Source organism: Bradyrhizobium sp. STM 3843 (assembly GCF_000239815.1).
In the GTDB taxonomy this organism is placed as follows: Bacteria; Pseudomonadota; Alphaproteobacteria; order Rhizobiales; family Xanthobacteraceae; genus Bradyrhizobium.
In genome coordinates, this window is sequence record NZ_CAFK01000299.1 from 99,642 (window position 1) to 114,207 (window position 14,566).

Annotated in this window: 16 protein-coding genes; 2 read left to right on the top strand and 14 right to left on the bottom strand. The window is 61.2% G+C overall.

Annotated elements, in window-relative coordinates; genetic code table 11:
• Positions 1-140: 140 nt before the first annotated feature.
• From BRAS3843_RS30810 to BRAS3843_RS30830, 5 genes are all read right to left on the bottom strand, one after another.
• Positions 141-1,064 carry an alpha/beta hydrolase gene (locus BRAS3843_RS30810; RefSeq protein WP_347379596.1) on the bottom strand — a complete coding sequence of 308 codons (924 nt, stop codon included), beginning with the start codon at positions 1,062-1,064 and terminating at the stop codon, positions 141-143.
• 69 nt (positions 1,065-1,133) lie between these two features.
• A complete protein-coding gene (locus tag BRAS3843_RS30815; RefSeq protein WP_008973087.1) occupies positions 1,134-1,568 on the bottom strand; it encodes a nuclear transport factor 2 family protein in 435 nt (144 codons plus the stop codon).
• A 34-nt stretch (positions 1,569-1,602) separates the two neighbouring features.
• On the bottom strand, positions 1,603-2,784 hold the full coding sequence (locus BRAS3843_RS30820; protein WP_008973088.1) for an MFS transporter: 1,182 nt from the start codon (positions 2,782-2,784) through the stop codon (positions 1,603-1,605).
• Between the two features lie 26 nt (positions 2,785-2,810).
• Positions 2,811-3,440: an NAD(P)H-dependent oxidoreductase gene (locus BRAS3843_RS30825; protein WP_008973089.1), complete on the bottom strand. Its 630-nt coding sequence runs from the start codon at positions 3,438-3,440 to the stop codon at positions 2,811-2,813.
• 66 nt (positions 3,441-3,506) lie between these two features.
• Positions 3,507-4,391, bottom strand: a complete 885-nt coding sequence (locus BRAS3843_RS30830) for an alpha/beta fold hydrolase (RefSeq protein WP_008973090.1) — start codon at positions 4,389-4,391, stop codon at positions 3,507-3,509.
• 126 nt (positions 4,392-4,517) lie between these two features.
• Here BRAS3843_RS30830 and BRAS3843_RS30835 point away from each other — a divergent pair, with 126 nt between their 5' ends.
• A complete protein-coding gene (locus BRAS3843_RS30835) occupies positions 4,518-5,423 on the top strand; it encodes a LysR family transcriptional regulator (RefSeq protein WP_008973091.1) in 906 nt (301 codons plus the stop codon).
• A 159-nt stretch (positions 5,424-5,582) separates the two neighbouring features.
• Here BRAS3843_RS30835 and BRAS3843_RS30840 read toward each other — a convergent pair whose 3' ends face one another.
• From BRAS3843_RS30840 to BRAS3843_RS30855, 4 genes are all read right to left on the bottom strand, one after another.
• Positions 5,583-6,041: a nuclear transport factor 2 family protein gene (locus BRAS3843_RS30840; protein WP_008973093.1), complete on the bottom strand. Its 459-nt coding sequence runs from the start codon at positions 6,039-6,041 to the stop codon at positions 5,583-5,585.
• 64 nt (positions 6,042-6,105) lie between these two features.
• On the bottom strand, positions 6,106-6,927 hold the full coding sequence (locus BRAS3843_RS30845; protein WP_244425513.1) for an SDR family NAD(P)-dependent oxidoreductase: 822 nt from the start codon (positions 6,925-6,927) through the stop codon (positions 6,106-6,108).
• Between the two features lie 76 nt (positions 6,928-7,003).
• Complete coding sequence (locus BRAS3843_RS30850; RefSeq protein WP_008973095.1) at positions 7,004-7,408, bottom strand: DoxX family protein; 405 nt, start codon at positions 7,406-7,408, stop codon at positions 7,004-7,006.
• 76 nt (positions 7,409-7,484) lie between these two features.
• On the bottom strand, positions 7,485-8,348 hold the full coding sequence (locus BRAS3843_RS30855; RefSeq protein WP_008973096.1) for a pirin family protein: 864 nt from the start codon (positions 8,346-8,348) through the stop codon (positions 7,485-7,487).
• Between the two features lie 94 nt (positions 8,349-8,442).
• Here BRAS3843_RS30855 and BRAS3843_RS30860 point away from each other — a divergent pair, with 94 nt between their 5' ends.
• On the top strand, positions 8,443-9,333 hold the full coding sequence (locus BRAS3843_RS30860) for a LysR family transcriptional regulator (protein ID WP_008973097.1): 891 nt from the start codon (positions 8,443-8,445) through the stop codon (positions 9,331-9,333).
• Positions 9,334-9,843: 510 nt separating this feature from the next.
• On the opposite strand, the gene BRAS3843_RS30865 is transcribed toward BRAS3843_RS30860, so the two are convergent.
• From BRAS3843_RS30865 to BRAS3843_RS30885, 5 genes are all read right to left on the bottom strand, one after another.
• Positions 9,844-10,551, bottom strand: coding sequence for a L,D-transpeptidase (locus BRAS3843_RS30865; RefSeq protein WP_008973098.1), 708 nt, complete (start codon positions 10,549-10,551; stop codon positions 9,844-9,846).
• Between the two features lie 696 nt (positions 10,552-11,247).
• Positions 11,248-11,994 (bottom strand): SDR family NAD(P)-dependent oxidoreductase, encoded by a 747-nt coding sequence (locus BRAS3843_RS30870; protein ID WP_008973099.1) that lies wholly within the window; start codon positions 11,992-11,994, stop codon positions 11,248-11,250.
• Between the two features lie 50 nt (positions 11,995-12,044).
• Positions 12,045-13,007, bottom strand: coding sequence for a sugar kinase (locus BRAS3843_RS30875; RefSeq protein WP_008973101.1), 963 nt, complete (start codon positions 13,005-13,007; stop codon positions 12,045-12,047).
• A 32-nt stretch (positions 13,008-13,039) separates the two neighbouring features.
• Positions 13,040-13,732 (bottom strand): class II aldolase/adducin family protein, encoded by a 693-nt coding sequence (locus BRAS3843_RS30880; RefSeq protein ID WP_008973102.1) that lies wholly within the window; start codon positions 13,730-13,732, stop codon positions 13,040-13,042.
• Positions 13,733-13,992: 260 nt separating this feature from the next.
• A complete protein-coding gene (locus BRAS3843_RS30885; RefSeq protein ID WP_035983418.1) occupies positions 13,993-14,562 on the bottom strand; it encodes a peroxidase-related enzyme in 570 nt (189 codons plus the stop codon).
• Positions 14,563-14,566 lie beyond the last annotated feature (4 nt).

The window sequence follows — 14,566 nt, forward strand, 5'->3', positions numbered from 1 at the left end:
AGAGACCAATCAACATGCAAGACGGGTTCGAGCACGAAGATCGGATCGCACGAAAGCGAGTAATATCGGGTCTTCCCAAAGCTGCGAGCCTTCCGGCCATCGGGGACGAGATTTGAGGCGCGGCACGGCGTAGCGCTCCGTTAAATGGGGTGACTGGCCAGGAATGCGAGAATGAGACCCGCGATTTCATCGTTCTTCTCGTCGAGCGCGAAATGGCCGGCTTCGACCAAATGTATTTCAGCGTCTGGCAGGTCGCGCTTGTACGCCTCTGCCCCAGCGGCGATGAACGAGGGATCGTTCCGTCCCCAGACCACCAGGGTCGGCGGCTTGTGCTCCCGCAGCCACGCTTGCCATGCAGGATATGAGGCGACATTCGTCCGGTAGTCGTAGAGCAAATCTGCCTGGATCTCGCGTTGGCCAACGCGCGACAGGTAGGCGTACTCATCGGTCCAGGTATCCGGGTTGTAACGGTCAGGATGCGAGGTGCCAAGCGTATGACGCTGTCCGGTCGCGGCCTGTGATACGAACGTGTCGAACACTTCAGGATGCGCCTTTGGATCGGCCCAATACTGCGCGATGGCGGTCCACTTCGCGCCGAGGCCCTCTTTGTAGGCGTTTGCATTCTGGATGATGAGAGCCTGCACCCGCCCCGGATGCGTCAGGAGCATGCGGAAACCGATCGGCCCGCCATAGTCATGGAGGTAGAAGGCGCATTTGCTGATCTTGAGCTGATCGAGCAGGCCATTCGTCGTCGCCGCCAAATGATCGAAGGTGTACGCATAGGATGATGGCGGCGGAGCCTCGCTCTGACCGAACCCCGGAAAGTCCGGTGCCACCAGATGATAACGGGTGGCAAGCAAGGGAATGAGCGTATCGAACTCGCGCGAGGAGGACGGAAATCCGTGCAACAACACGATCGTTGGCGCATCCTTCGGACCGGCTTCGCGGTAGAAGATGCCGACGCCATCGACCGTCGCGCGGTGATAGGTCGTGGTTGCAGAGGTGGACTCCATGGGTGCGGCCTCCACAGCATGGGCAACGATCGAGGCGACCGCAGCTGCCACAACAGCGAGAATTTTCATCATTGTATTCCTTCCTCGTCAACTCGCTTTCATTGGATTGCTGCATGCGAGCTATGAGCTGAGCTGCGCGCCGTCGCTGCCACTGGCGTGCCGCTGCTGCATGGCCCGATCAATCAACAGCGTATCCGTATACATGTCGAAACGAGCGAGCTTGCCGTCGGCAACGCGCCAGACATGCGCGAAGGGTGCGCGCATAGCCCTGCCCGTCGCCTTGTTGACCCCGGAATAGGCACCGAGGCTGACGACGCGATCCCCTTCAACGATGAAATCGTCAGCAACGGCGGAGAAATTGTCCCAGTCGCGCGCCAGCGGGACCAGCAGCTTATTGAGGACGTCTTGCGGGTGGCGCCAGGTGCCGCTGTAATAGGGAAAGCCCTCGGCCTCGGTCCAGTGCAGATCGGCATGTAACAAGCTTACAACCGCAGTTGCGTCGGCCCGTGATACGGCGTCGTAAAAGGCTCGGACGGTTTGAACTGCTTTGCTCATGGATTGTTGTTCCTTTTGGCTGACGACATGAATGTCAGATCGAGGCAGAGAGCCTTATCGAGCGTGAGACATTTGCGGCTGCGATGCGGCTTGTTGCGAGCTCGGCTACGATGAGTGCGATGACAGCCAATCCAGCCCCTATGATTCCGAGGTTATGCGCGCCGAGGACTTGGATTCCCGCAGCACCGACAACGCCGGCGGCGGAGATGCCGAAGAAGGAGCCTGCCGTGTTGAGGCCCAACAGCACCGGCGCGATCGACGGCGCGAGACCAACCAGCCGATGCTGCTGCGGCACCAGCAGCCCCCAACCGGCGGCGCCCCAGATCACGATCGCGGGCACAGCGGTCCAAAGCTCCCTGCCGGTCCACGGCATCAGCGCGCTGTCGATCGCGAGCACGATCAACATCGTCAGGATCACCTTGCGCGAGCCGATCCGATCGATCAGCCGTCCGGAGGCGAGGTTCGCGAAGGTGCCGGCCGCCCCCCACAACACAAGCAGCGCTCCCAGCACCACGGCGTTTCCGCCGATCGCACGGTCGAAAGCGACGGCGAAGTAGGTGTAGACCGTGAATATTCCGGTCAGACCAAGAAAGGTCGTCGCGAGCGTCAATCCGACACGCACATCGGCGAGCGGCGCGAGGCGCTGGCTCAAGGAGACCGCCGGGGGCAGCGGCACGTCGGTCAGGAAGACCCAGACGCCGAGGCCGGCAACGGTGCCGAGAGCGGCCACGAAGGCCATGGTCCAACGCCAGTCGCCGAGGCCGCCGATGACGGCGCCGGTCGGAGAGCCGAGCGCGGTGGACAGGGTGAGCCCGGCGACGACGACGGAAAGAGCAAAGCCTCGCCGCTCAGCGGGAACGAGCATAGCGGCCGATCCCGTGGCCGTCGGCGAGAACATCGCCGCGCCCAGACCAGCGAAAGCCCGTGCCAACAGTGCGATCCCGAAACTCGGAGCCACTGCAGTTGCCAGGTTGGCGAGCACGAAGATAGCGGCCCCCGAAAGAAGGAGGCGCTTGCGCGGTATCGCCGCTGCGATCGCGGCAATGGTCGGCGAGAGCAAGGCGAAGGTGACCGAATACACGGTTGTCATTTGGCCAGCGGCTCCGATGCTCACATCGAAAGCGCGCGAGATTTCCGGCAGCACGCCGGCAACGACATAGCTGTCCGTGCCAAGCGCAAACATGCCGATCGCCAATACCAGGAGGCGGCGGTCCATGGTTATTCTCCTCGATTTTCGCTGTGTCAGGCGCGAGCCGCGAGGAACCGAGCTATCGCTGCGGCGGCCTCGAAGCTGCCCTCGGGATCTGGGTTGAGAATGGTTGGCTGGAAGCGGATCTCTTCGATGTCGGTGACGCCGGCTTGGTTCAGCCAGTCCCGCAGATAGGTCGAGTGATGGTCGACACCGAAGGCCGGAGATGGCATCGATGGGCCGAACGCACCGCTCGTCAGCGCCAGCACCGCTTTCTTGTGCTTCAGCAGTCCGACGTAACCCGTCTGAGGATCAAGGCTCCATAGCAGGCCTGGCTGATGAATCACGTCGATGTACTGTTTCAGGCGGTAGGGAATCCCGCCGTTCCACATCGGGACTGCGATCAGATAGCGGTCCGCGGAGATGAAGCGCTCCGCAACCGCCGTGATCTCGTCCCAGGCGGTCTTCTGGCGGCCTTCCTGGGCCTGACCAGCGATGACCGCCATCTTCGCGGCGACCTTGTCACCGTCGAAGTCGGGAAGCTTTTCCTGCGCAAGGTCAAGTGTGTCGACGACAAGATCGGGAAACCGCTCGCGCAGCGCAGCTGCATAAACATCGGCGATAGCGCTGCTCTTGGAGGCGGCGCCGCGCGGCGAAGCTTTGATGTATAGCAATTTGGTCATGGTCGAGGTTCTTGGTTGGAGGGGGTTTGATCGCAGATGGGCGACGGACGTCGACGACGGGCTCGCTCAGCCGGCGGCGGAATTGGCTTCGGGAACGAAGACCGTCTTGATCTCGGCGGCGACCTGCGGGGCGTTTTCGTCGAGCACAAAGTGGCCGGCATCGAGCCAGACCAGCTTCGCGTCGGGCAGATCATTCAGGTAGGCGCGCGCCCCCGGCGGGATGAAAAACGGGTCGTGCTTGCCCCAGACGATCAGCGTCTTCGGTCGGTGCGCGCGGAAAGACGCCTGCCATTCGGGATAAAGCGCGACGTTGGTCTTGTAGTTCTCGAGCAGATCGATCTGGTAGTCCTGCGTGCCCGGACGATCGAGCAGCGCCTGGTCGAGAATCCAGTTGTCCGGGTTGATCGCTTCGGGATCGCTGGCCCCGACCAGCCACTGAAATTTAGTGCCTTCCAGGCTGACGAACTCGCGCGCAGCCTTTTCCGTTTCCGGCGTACGGTTCTCCCAGAGCGGCAGCAGCACCTTTTTGGGCGCATCACCGACGCCTTCGATGTAGGCGTTGGCATTCTGGATGATGAAGCCCCTCACCCGCTCGGGGGCTCGCGTGAACAGGCGGAAGCCGATCGGCCCGCCATAGTCCTGCATGTAGAGAATGTACGAATCGAGCTTCAACACCTCGATCAGGCCGGCGACATGAGACGCCAGGTTGTCGAAGCTGTAGGTGAACGCATCCCGCGACGGCGCGTCCGAATGACCGAAGCCGACGTAATCAGGCGCGATCAGATGGAAGCGGTCGGAGAGCAGCGGCATCAGGTCGCGGAACATCTGGCTGCTGGTCGGCAGGCCATGAAGCAGCAGAATGGTGGGCGCGGAAGGGTCGCCGGCCTCTCGGTAGAAGATCTTGTGGCCTTTTACGGTTGCGCTGCGGTGGTGGGCGCGGGTCGTGGTCATCGGTCTCTCCTCGACGGTTCGGACGCCGCGGGCAGTCTGTGTGGCGCCGCCCTGTCGTTTATGCCTTCCAAAAATTTGCGGCAGTCGCTAAGTTTGGGAGGAAACCTCTCGCTTTATGGAAGCCCATTGGATCGCCTGGACGCCATGTCGGTGCTGCTTGCGGCGGCGGAGAGCGGCAGCCTCTCGAAAGCGAGCCGCGATCTCCGGCTTCCGCTGGCGACGGTCAGTCGCAAAGTCGCGGAGCTTGAGGCATACCTGAATGCAACCTTGCTGATCCGATCCGCAAAGGGGCTGGAGCTGACGCCGGCGGGCCGGTCCTATGTCAGCGCCGCTAAGGCGATCCTCGAGCAGGTGACCGAAGCCGAGCGCGCAGCCGCGGGCGAATACACCGAGCCGAAGGGGGACTTGGTGGTCACCGCGCCGATCATGTTCGGACGGTTGCATGTGCTGCCGGTGGTGACACGCTTCCTGGCTGCGTACCCCGACGTTTCCGTTGGGCTGGTCATGACCGATCGGGTCGCGCACTTCCTGGATGATCAGGTCGATGTCGCGCTGCGGATCGGCCCTCTACCGGATTCGAGCCTGATCGCGACGCGTTTGGGCACGGTGCGACACGTGATTTGCGCAAGTCCCGACTATCTCGCTGCGAACGGCATCCCATCCACGCCCGACGACCTCGCACGGCACAGCGTGATTTCGTTTCAGAGCGTGTCGGTGTTGAGTTCCTGGGATTTCGTGTCCGAAGGCGCCGAGATCACGGCCTCATTCCGCTCGCGTCTCAGCGTGAACACGATTGATGCGGCGATCGACGCTGGGCTGTCTGGGGCAGGCCTGGTCCGCGCGGTGTCCTACCAGATCGTCGACTACGTCCGCAGCGGCCGGCTCAAACTCGTCCTCGAATCCTTCGAGCCTGCGCCACGCCCCGTGCATCTCGTCTACGACACACAGAACCGGCTGCCCTTAAAGCTGCGCGCTTTCGTCGATTTCGTTGTCCCGCGCATGCGCGAGCGATTGATAGACGCAGCTCTTTAGAGATCCGGACGGAGAATGCAATTCATGCCCGGAGTCTCGACCGCGATCATCAGAAGCACGATATCTTATCCAATCTTCCGCATGACGCAGTTCGCAGCAGTGGGAGCGGGGCTGAGATGCTACGCCGCGAAAAGCGAATGTTGAGGGTTAGTTGTCGCTTTAGAACATGCCGTTCGGGTTTGCAGCGGGTACGTTCGGCGCATACCAATTGGCGGCGCTTTTTGGAGTGCCCACGACCTGCAACACGTCCCAGTGCTCGATGGCCTTTCCATCGGCGTCCATTCTGAACATGTCGACCCCGGCGATGCCGGTATCTTGCGGGTCGTCATTGAACAAATTGCGGAAATTCACGTGCGACCAGACGTAATCACCAACAGCGATGATCTTGTGGACATCGACCCTGGCTCGCATACGCTCGTTGATGATTTGAGCGAAGAACTTTCCAAGGGAGTCTGCACCATCTGGAATGAGCGGATTATGCTGGATGTAAGCAGGCGCCATGAACCTTGCTGCCCCCTCCTCCGGTTTCCCTTTGTTGATCATCAGATCATACATTCCGAGGATGTTATCCTTGTTCCTGATAGCGCGGTCATCTTTGAGATCGACAATAACGAGCATGGGTTAGCTCCTCGGGTTTCTGTCATGGCGGCTGTGATAGCGATCCGACGAGCGGATCAATTTGCTACAGGCCGACGATTTGAAGGCGACGGGCGTCCTGCTCGGCGTCGGAACGTTCGCGGACGAAGCGCAGTATTTCTTCGGCATCCTGACCGACGCCAGCCTTGCTAGGCGCAGGGACTTGCTCGGCAATCTCAATGACGCGCATCGCCGCCGCAGCCGACTCCAGCCCGCTCTCCTGCATGCTGTTCAGTTTGTCCGCAAACATCCCGAAAGTCGGTCCGTACAAGCGCTGCTGCTCAGGAGTCATGCCGTCGGCGATGCGCTTGAGCGCAGCGGCGGTCTTGACCGGCCCGCCGGTCTTCATGTTGCCGGCCGCGGCTACCACGACATCGATGCCAAACGGCTTGAGCTCTGCGCGGTACACGGCCGCAAACGCCTCCATGGCAGCCTTCGATGCTCCGGACGGTCCGTTGAACGGCAGCGGCAAGCTGGCCGTCCAGGTGCTAACCTGGACGATGCGGCCGCGCGCCTTGCGTAAGGCCGGCAGAAACGCATTGATAACCGAGAGAGCTCCGAAGACGTTGACCTCAAATTCGCGACGGATAGCGCCAAGCGACAGCACCTCCACCGGCCCTGGCGTCAAGATACCGGCGTTGTTGATCAGCAGATCGAGCCCTTCTGTCCGGCTATCGACCTCACGAGCCCAGCTGTTGACCGCGGCTTGGTCAGTCATATCGCAGACGGTCAGACTGACGGTGCCGTTGGAAGCCTGCTCGAGATCGGCGACTTCGTCCGCCGAAAGGGCCGTTCCAAATACGCGGTAGTTCATCGCGGCAAGACCCAGCGCAATGTCGCGACCTAGGCCGCTGCCGGCTCCGGTCACCGCGGCCGAACCTCTGTTTTGGACAGATGCACTGGACATGAGAAATCCTCCTCACAAAAATAACGACTGGACAGCTTCAAGCCGGGACGGAAATGGACTTGCGACGGTTGTCCAGACTGAATGCGCCTGGGCCGAAGGCGACAACTTGCAGAAGGCCACCCGTGATCGCGATGTTCTTCAGGAAATGAATCATCTGGTTTTGGTCGGCCATGTTGTTATGGAACAACACAGCGGTCGCCAGTGTGAAGATTGCCAGTATCGCGGCCGCAAGGCGGGTTTGAAAACCAAGCAGAAGAGCGAGCCCGCATCCCACCTCCACGATCACAGCGATCGCAAAAGCGGCCGGAGCAAATGGCGCACCGGCGGACTGGATGTAGGCCACTGTGCTGGCTGGTGCAGCAATCTTTGACAGACCGGACATGACGAAGATCAGTGCGATGAGCAGCCGACCGAGTGCAGGAACGTACGCAGGCGTGGACATGGATGAATCCTTTCTGTTGTGAGACAGTTCGGTTGATGGAGGTTTCCGACGATGAAGATGGACGCGATGGGGCACGTCAGATCTTTCCCATCCGGCCCGCGTGATAGTCACGGACCGCTCGTTCGAGCTCAGCAATGGTGTTCATGACGAAAGGACCGTGGCGTAGGACGGGAGCGTCGAGCGGATCGCCGCCAACCAGCAGCAGCTCACTCTCGTCCTTCACTGTGACCTGAAGCGTGTTGCCCGGTGTAAGGCGGGCAAGCTGCCCCGGCTCTATGGCCTGTTCGTCGATCGCGACCCCGCCCGTCATGACATAAAGGGCCAGCTCACGGGGATTCGAGACATCGATTTGCAAGTTATCGCCGCCGTTCAAGCTGGCGTGGACGAGGAAAGCATTGCCAGAGGTCCGGACGGGACCGGCGACATCGCCGATCCGCCCTGCAACCAGGCGAACCGTTCCTGAGCCCTGCGGCAGTCGCGGAATTTCCTGCGCCCTCACATGTCTATAGGCGGGCTCGATATGCTTGGCGCCCTTCGGCATGTTGATCCACAACTGCACGCCGTGCAGATGGCCGCCTTCGCGACGCAGGATCTCGTCGGGCAATTCATCGTGGATGACGCCACGTCCAGCGCGCATCCACTGCACCTCGCCCGGCCCCATCGCGCTGATGTTACCGAGGCTGTCCTGGTGGACCATCCGCCCTTCAAGCAGCAGGCTCAGCGTTTCGATGCCGGCGTGAGGATGGGCCGAGGCGCCTTTGGCCTCATCCGGGCGCACCTCGATCGGACCGAAATGATCAAGGAAGATAAAGGGCCCGATGGCTTCAAAGGCAGATGACGGGATCGCGCGGCGAACCTCGAAGCCATCCCCCTCGATAGTGTGGAAGGCGGCATGGAGTGTCGCGATTTTGCGCTCGCGGGCGGGTGTGAGGGTATTCATGGGCGGTCCCGTTTGAACAGCGACCCAGCGATACCCACCTTCCACATTTCAGGAAATGCGGATAATATAGAATAGGCTATTCAGGATATTAGAAATGAGAGTTGGCACTCCCACAGTGGATCAGCTGCAGATCCTGGCCACAGTGGTCGAGTGCGGCAGCTTCGCAGCGGCCGGTAGGCGATTGAACCGGGCCACCTCGGCGATCGCTTACGGGATCGACAATCTCGAGGAGCAACTCGGCGTCGCTGTGTTCGATCGCTCCGGAACGAAGAAGCCTGAATTGACCGACGCGGGGCGCGCGCTGTTCGCCCACGCACGCTCAGTCCTTCAGGGCGTGGAGAAGATGCGCGCGAAGGCTGCGAGCCTGCGCGAGGGCGAGGAAGCCGAGGTCTCGCTGGTAACTGACGTGATGCTTCCGACGGCCCGCCTCGTCGACGCTTTGCAAGGATTCCAAGTTGCATACGCGACAGTTCAGTTGCGATTGCACGTCGAGGCGCTTGGCGCGGTGACCCAGCTCGTCGCCGACGGTATCGCGCGGTTGGGGATCAACTGCGCGATGCATCCGCTTCCGGATGACATGGAGAGGCAGCTGATCGGGCATGTCAGGCTGATCCCGGTGGGGTCGCCTGCGCATCCGCTGGCGCGCGCGCGGCGGCATTCGCCAAGTGATCTGCGAGAACATATCCAGCTCGTTCTGAGCGATCGCTCGCCACTCACGCGAGGCCAGGATTTCGGTGTCTTCAGCAAGAAGACATGGCGACTGGCGGATCTCGGCGTGAAGCATGCGTTGCTGCTGGCCGCTGTCGGCTGGGGCTTGATGCCTGAATTCGTGGTCCGCGGCGATCTGGAGGCAGGACGGCTGGTCGAATTGGACATACCGGGCTCCAGTGATGCGCTGTATCCATTACAGGCAATTTGGCGCGTGCAAACGCCACCGGGTCCCGCGACTCAATGGCTGATCGATCGATTGGCAAGTCAGGTTTGAGTTCTGGGATCGCCGTTTTGAATCGTGACGATCCCACTTCTTTCTGTTCGTATCATTCGCCAGCGTAGCCGAAACACGCACGAACCAAAAATGCGCTCTCTGGCCACGTCACCGGGACAACCAGATCCGTCCTATTTGTACGCTATGGCTACCCTGCAGCCGTACCGTGCACGTGATCTCTTTTTTCTAGAAGGAGCCTACGATCTTATTCGGCTTACTTATCCAGCTTTAGGATGCAGGCCTGTCCGCCAGAGGCGAGGGGCTCGGACCGAAGTATTTGGCTCGCCACATTGGGATGCCACCGCTCGGGACATCAGAGTGGCAAGCATACTCAAGCAACGACCCCCGTGCGCATGCGGCGCGAGCGTGCAAGTCCGTCGGTGCGAATTCGCTCGGAAAACAATGAATAACTTGTCCGCACGACCCTAACGGAGTCCCCGGTCTTTGCCCTGCCATGCTGGCGGTGCCGGGGACTAGCAGGTGGCACGTGGACCGGCGGCCGACGGTTGCCTATGCCGGCAGCACGATCACCTTCGTTTTGACGGGCGTTCGCGAATAGAGATCGATCATGTCCTGACTGAGGAGGCCGGTGCAGCCGCTCGTAATGCCGTTCCCGATCGTTTCGGGGTCGCTGGTGCTATAGATCGTGTAAAGCGTGTACACCCCATTTTGATAGAGGTAGAGCACGCGGGCACCAAGGGGATTGTCGAGACCTCCCGGCATGCCGCGAGCATATTTTCCCGCCTCCGGCTGGCGCGCGATCATCTCCTTCGGTGGCGTCCAGGTAGGCCATTCGGCCTTGCGCCCGACATAAGCCTCCCCGCTCCATCGAAACCCATCGCGGCCGACATTGGCGCCATAGCGGGTAGCGTTTCCCTCGCCTTCGATGCGGTAAACATAGTATTTGCCGGGATCGACGATAATCGTACCGGGCGCCTCATTGCTGTCGTAGCGCACTGTCTTGCGAAAATATTTCGGATTGATCTTGCTAACATCGACCGCAGGGATCGGGAATTTCTCGTCGGGCACAGGTCCGTACACTTTCCCCGCCTCGGCCAGACTCATGTAGTCGGATGCGCAACCGGCCAGGCCCAATGCGGCGAGACCAGCCGCGGAGCCGAACAGAAACGCCCGGCGATTGAGAAGCCGCGACGGAAGCCCAGCCACAGCCCCCTCGCCCATCGCGTCGGGATCGGCAATTCCACGATCCATGATCATGATTCGGATTTCCCCTTGTCCCGTTGTGCGGTTAGAGAAGACTTTGGCATACAGTAGGAGGGAGGAGAAGTCGGAATGGTCTTATGTCGCGGAGCCGAGTAATTTCCCGATCCAACTGCTGATTGTCGAACGCTCGCAAATATCGTAGTCCTGATTCACTCCCAGCGTCGGAGAGAACCTCGATGACGAAGGCAATGGGAACCGTGTTGCGAACGAGAGCGCCCAAACATCCAGCCGGCCTATGTGTTGCAGACGGCTCTCGCCAAGTGCAGGGGGCGGCGTGACTTCGGCACTCTCAAACGGTGGCTTCGTGTAAGTCCTTGAAAGGTTTGGTGGGCGCACCATGGCTCGAACCTGGGACCCGCTGATTAAGAGACGCGCGGCCGCTGTTGATTTTACAAGAGATTTTCCCAACTGCAGCAAGAGCCGATCATTGCAGATCAATGGCTACAGCAAACATCCAACCGTACATTGGCCGTGGTCCCCGACCGGGCGGTGCTTCCAAATGCTGACTTCCAAAATGAAGAACCGAGGCCAACTGCAAGGACTTGGATTGGGAAGGAACTTTGCCTTAAACAAACCTCCGAACAGCGGGATCAAAAGCTGCGCAGTCCGCTACACGGATCAACACGAACTCCGAGAAGCCGCGAGAAAGCGACCCTCGAGATCGCAACAGGTTACAGTCACCCCCGGTTGTCAGCTGTAGAAGATACCTCCATCCACGTTCAAGGCCTGGCCGGTCACAAAGGCAGAATCGTCTGACGCAAAGAACGCCACGGGACCGACGACATCCTCCGGTTGCCCGAGCCGGTGCAGGTCCGTGACCTTCTCGAAATAGGCGACCCGCTCCGGATCGCGGAGATTGTTCAGTCCCATCTCCGTCGCGATGATGCCCGGACATACGGCATTAACAGTGATGCCGTATCCCCCGAACTCCATGGATGAAACTCGCGTGAAGCCGACCACCGCCGACTTGGACGCCGCGTAGTGCGACTGTCCCGGACCGCCCGTTCGGGCGGCAAGCGAGGCGATGTTGACGATCCGTCCGTATTTGCGCGCCTTCATATGCGGCACTACGGCCTGGGTCATCTGGAAGACGCCGCGCGTGTTCACGGCGAACGTCTGGTCCCAAGTATCGGCCGTCAGTTCCTCGATGGTCGCCAGCCTGAGGATCCCCGCATTGTTGACGAGGACATCGATGTGCCCGAGACCCTGCACGGCATCAGCCACGGCCCGCCTGCAATCGTCGATGTCGCTGACATCGCCCAGCACTGGAATGCAGCGGCCGCCAAGCTCTCTGACCTCAGCAACAGTATCAAGAAGAAACCTCTCCTGGGCCGCCAGGTCGGTCAGCGCCAGATCGTAGCCGCGCCCCGCAAGACCAATGGCTATCGCGCGCCCAATTCCGCGACTTGCTCCAGTCACGATCGCATGTCGGGCCATGTTGCGTTCTCCCCTGTTGTTCGGATGAACTCTTTGATGGTCTGAAAAGATCAGGCGCGAGCAGGCTTGCGGACCGGGAGCGTGTTCATGGCCCGCACGGTCTCCTCGAACGATACGAGATTGGCGCCCGAACCCAGCCCCGTCGCGACGATCGCGGCCGTCGCAGTCGCGAGTTTGGCGCAGTCGAGCAGGTCCCAGTCGCGAACCAGCCCGGCGATGAAGCCACCGGTGTAGGAATCGCCGCATCCCGAAGTATCGCGGACCGCGACCTCGAACGCCGGCACCGTGAACTGACGTCCGTCGCTCGTCATCACGAATGAGCCGTCGCCACCGAGAGAGATCGCGCAGGCCCCCGCCCCCTTGTCGATGAAGAACCGCGCACACGCGGCGGGATCGTCGGTTCCGACCATGGCATTGGTCTCGTCGATGCTCGGCATGAAGAAGTCGACATAGGGCAGCAACGGCTCGACCAGCGCCAGGGTTTCGCGGCGCGCCTGGATGAGATCCAGGGTCGTCGTGCAACCGGCCGCCTTCGCGTCCCGCAGCAACGCGACAGAAGGCGCTCCGTCCATCGCAAGCAGTGAGCCCACCCCACCAAGATGCAGAATCTTGCTCCGACAAGCAGCCTTTTGTGTTTCGGGTGCGATCCGCCAGCGAGCGGAAGCGCCTCTTGCGTGCATGACTGGACGCGAGCCGTCGGGTCGAATCGGCAGGATCGTGGCCGAAGTCGGACTATCGGCCATTCGCTCCATGAGAGAGATGTCGATCCCTTCACGCTCCAGCGCGTTCAACACCCAGTCTGCCTTCTCGTCGGAGCCGACGGCGCCAACCGCGAGCGCCTTCAGTCCCAGACGCGCGCAAGGGACGACCGTTCCGCCGGCAGTGCCGGCGACCGCGAGCCGAATTTCTTCGATCAGCAAGCGGCCGCCACCGGGCGGAATCTCGGTCACCGGGACGCCCAGAATATCCATGATATAAGTGCCGCAGACGCTGACGTCGTGAGTGTGGGCCATGAATTCTCGCGGGACAGTGGTTTGATCGTGATCTAGTTCGAGTCCTGGGGAGCCTTGGGCGTGTCGTCGCTATCGCGCAAGCCGTACTGCCCCCACCGCTTCAGGATGCTGTCGATCTCCTCGTCCGGCAGCAGCGGAGGAGAGCCAAGTTGAAGGCAACCGTGATACTGCTTGGCGAGCACCTCGACCTCCACCGCGAGCCACATGGCCTTGCGCAGGTTGGGACCGATGGCGATCAGACCGTGATGTGCGAGCAGGCAGGCGCGGCGATAGCGAAGCGCGTCCAAGGCCGCCTGCGACAGCTCGGCCGTGCCGTATTGCGCGTACGGCGCGCAGGGGATGTCGTTACCGCCGGCCGCGGCGATCATGTAATGGATCGCGGGGATCGATCGATTCATGATCGCGATGATGGTGCAGAAGATTGGATGCGCGTGAACGACGGCGCCGACCTCCTGCTTCGATTTCAGGATGTCGAGGTGAAAACGCCACTCCGTCGATGGAACGTTGCCGGCCGACGCGGTCCATGAACCATCCCACTTCATGGCCACGACGTCCTCGGGCTTCATGCGGTCGTATGGAAGACCGGACGGCGTGAGCAGGATGCCATCATCGGTTCGGACGCTGATATTTCCAGAGGTTCCCTGGTTGATACCTTGCGCTGCCATCTCGCGACAGGCGTCGATGATGGACTGACGAAGTTCGCGCTCTGCTTCCCGGCTGGTCATACGCTGCTCCCACTCTCGTTGATGCCATTGCTCCGAACTGAACCTGCAGGTCGATCAGTAGCCGAGTGGTTCTTGCTTTGGCCAACACCTCCTGGTGCGAACTCAGAAAGCGGCCGCTCCGGCGGTGGTAGGGCGCACAATGTCACTTTGGCGCCTGCGGCGACGTGCTTGGCGAGACATCTCCATTGCCGGAGTTCGGCGGGCCCCCAGAATCGTCTGTCGATGACAAGCGATACCATCGCGGTCTTCGTCCGAGGCGTTCAGCGTCCCATTGCAAAGAACTCGTCGTTCGGACGCATGCTGGTGACGTTGGCGAGACGGTTCGACATGCCGAAGAATGCAGCGATGGCCGCAATGTCCCAGACGTCCTCCTCCGCGAATCCGTGCTCCTTGAGATCCTGAACGTCGGAGTCGTCCACCTCGTAGGCTCGCGCTGAGACCTTCATCGCGAAATCGAGCATCGCCCTTTGCCGCGCGGTGATATCGGCCTTGCGATAGTTGGCGGCGATCTGGTCCGCGATCCGCGGATTCTTCGCCCGCACGCGCAGGATGGCGCCGTGGGCGACGACGCAATACTGGCATTGATTGGCGCTGCTGGTCGCGACGACGATCATCTCGCGCTCGGCCTTGGTGATCGGGCCGGGCTTGTCCATCAGTGCGTCGTGATAGGCGAAGAACGCCCGAAACTCGTCCGGGCGATGCGCGAGCGTCAGGAAGACGTTGGGGACGAAGCCGGACTTCTCCTGAACCGCCTCAATCCGCGAGCGGATATCCTCGGGGAGCGTCGCGATATCGGGGACGGGAAAGCGGCTGATGGCGGGCGCAGACACGTTC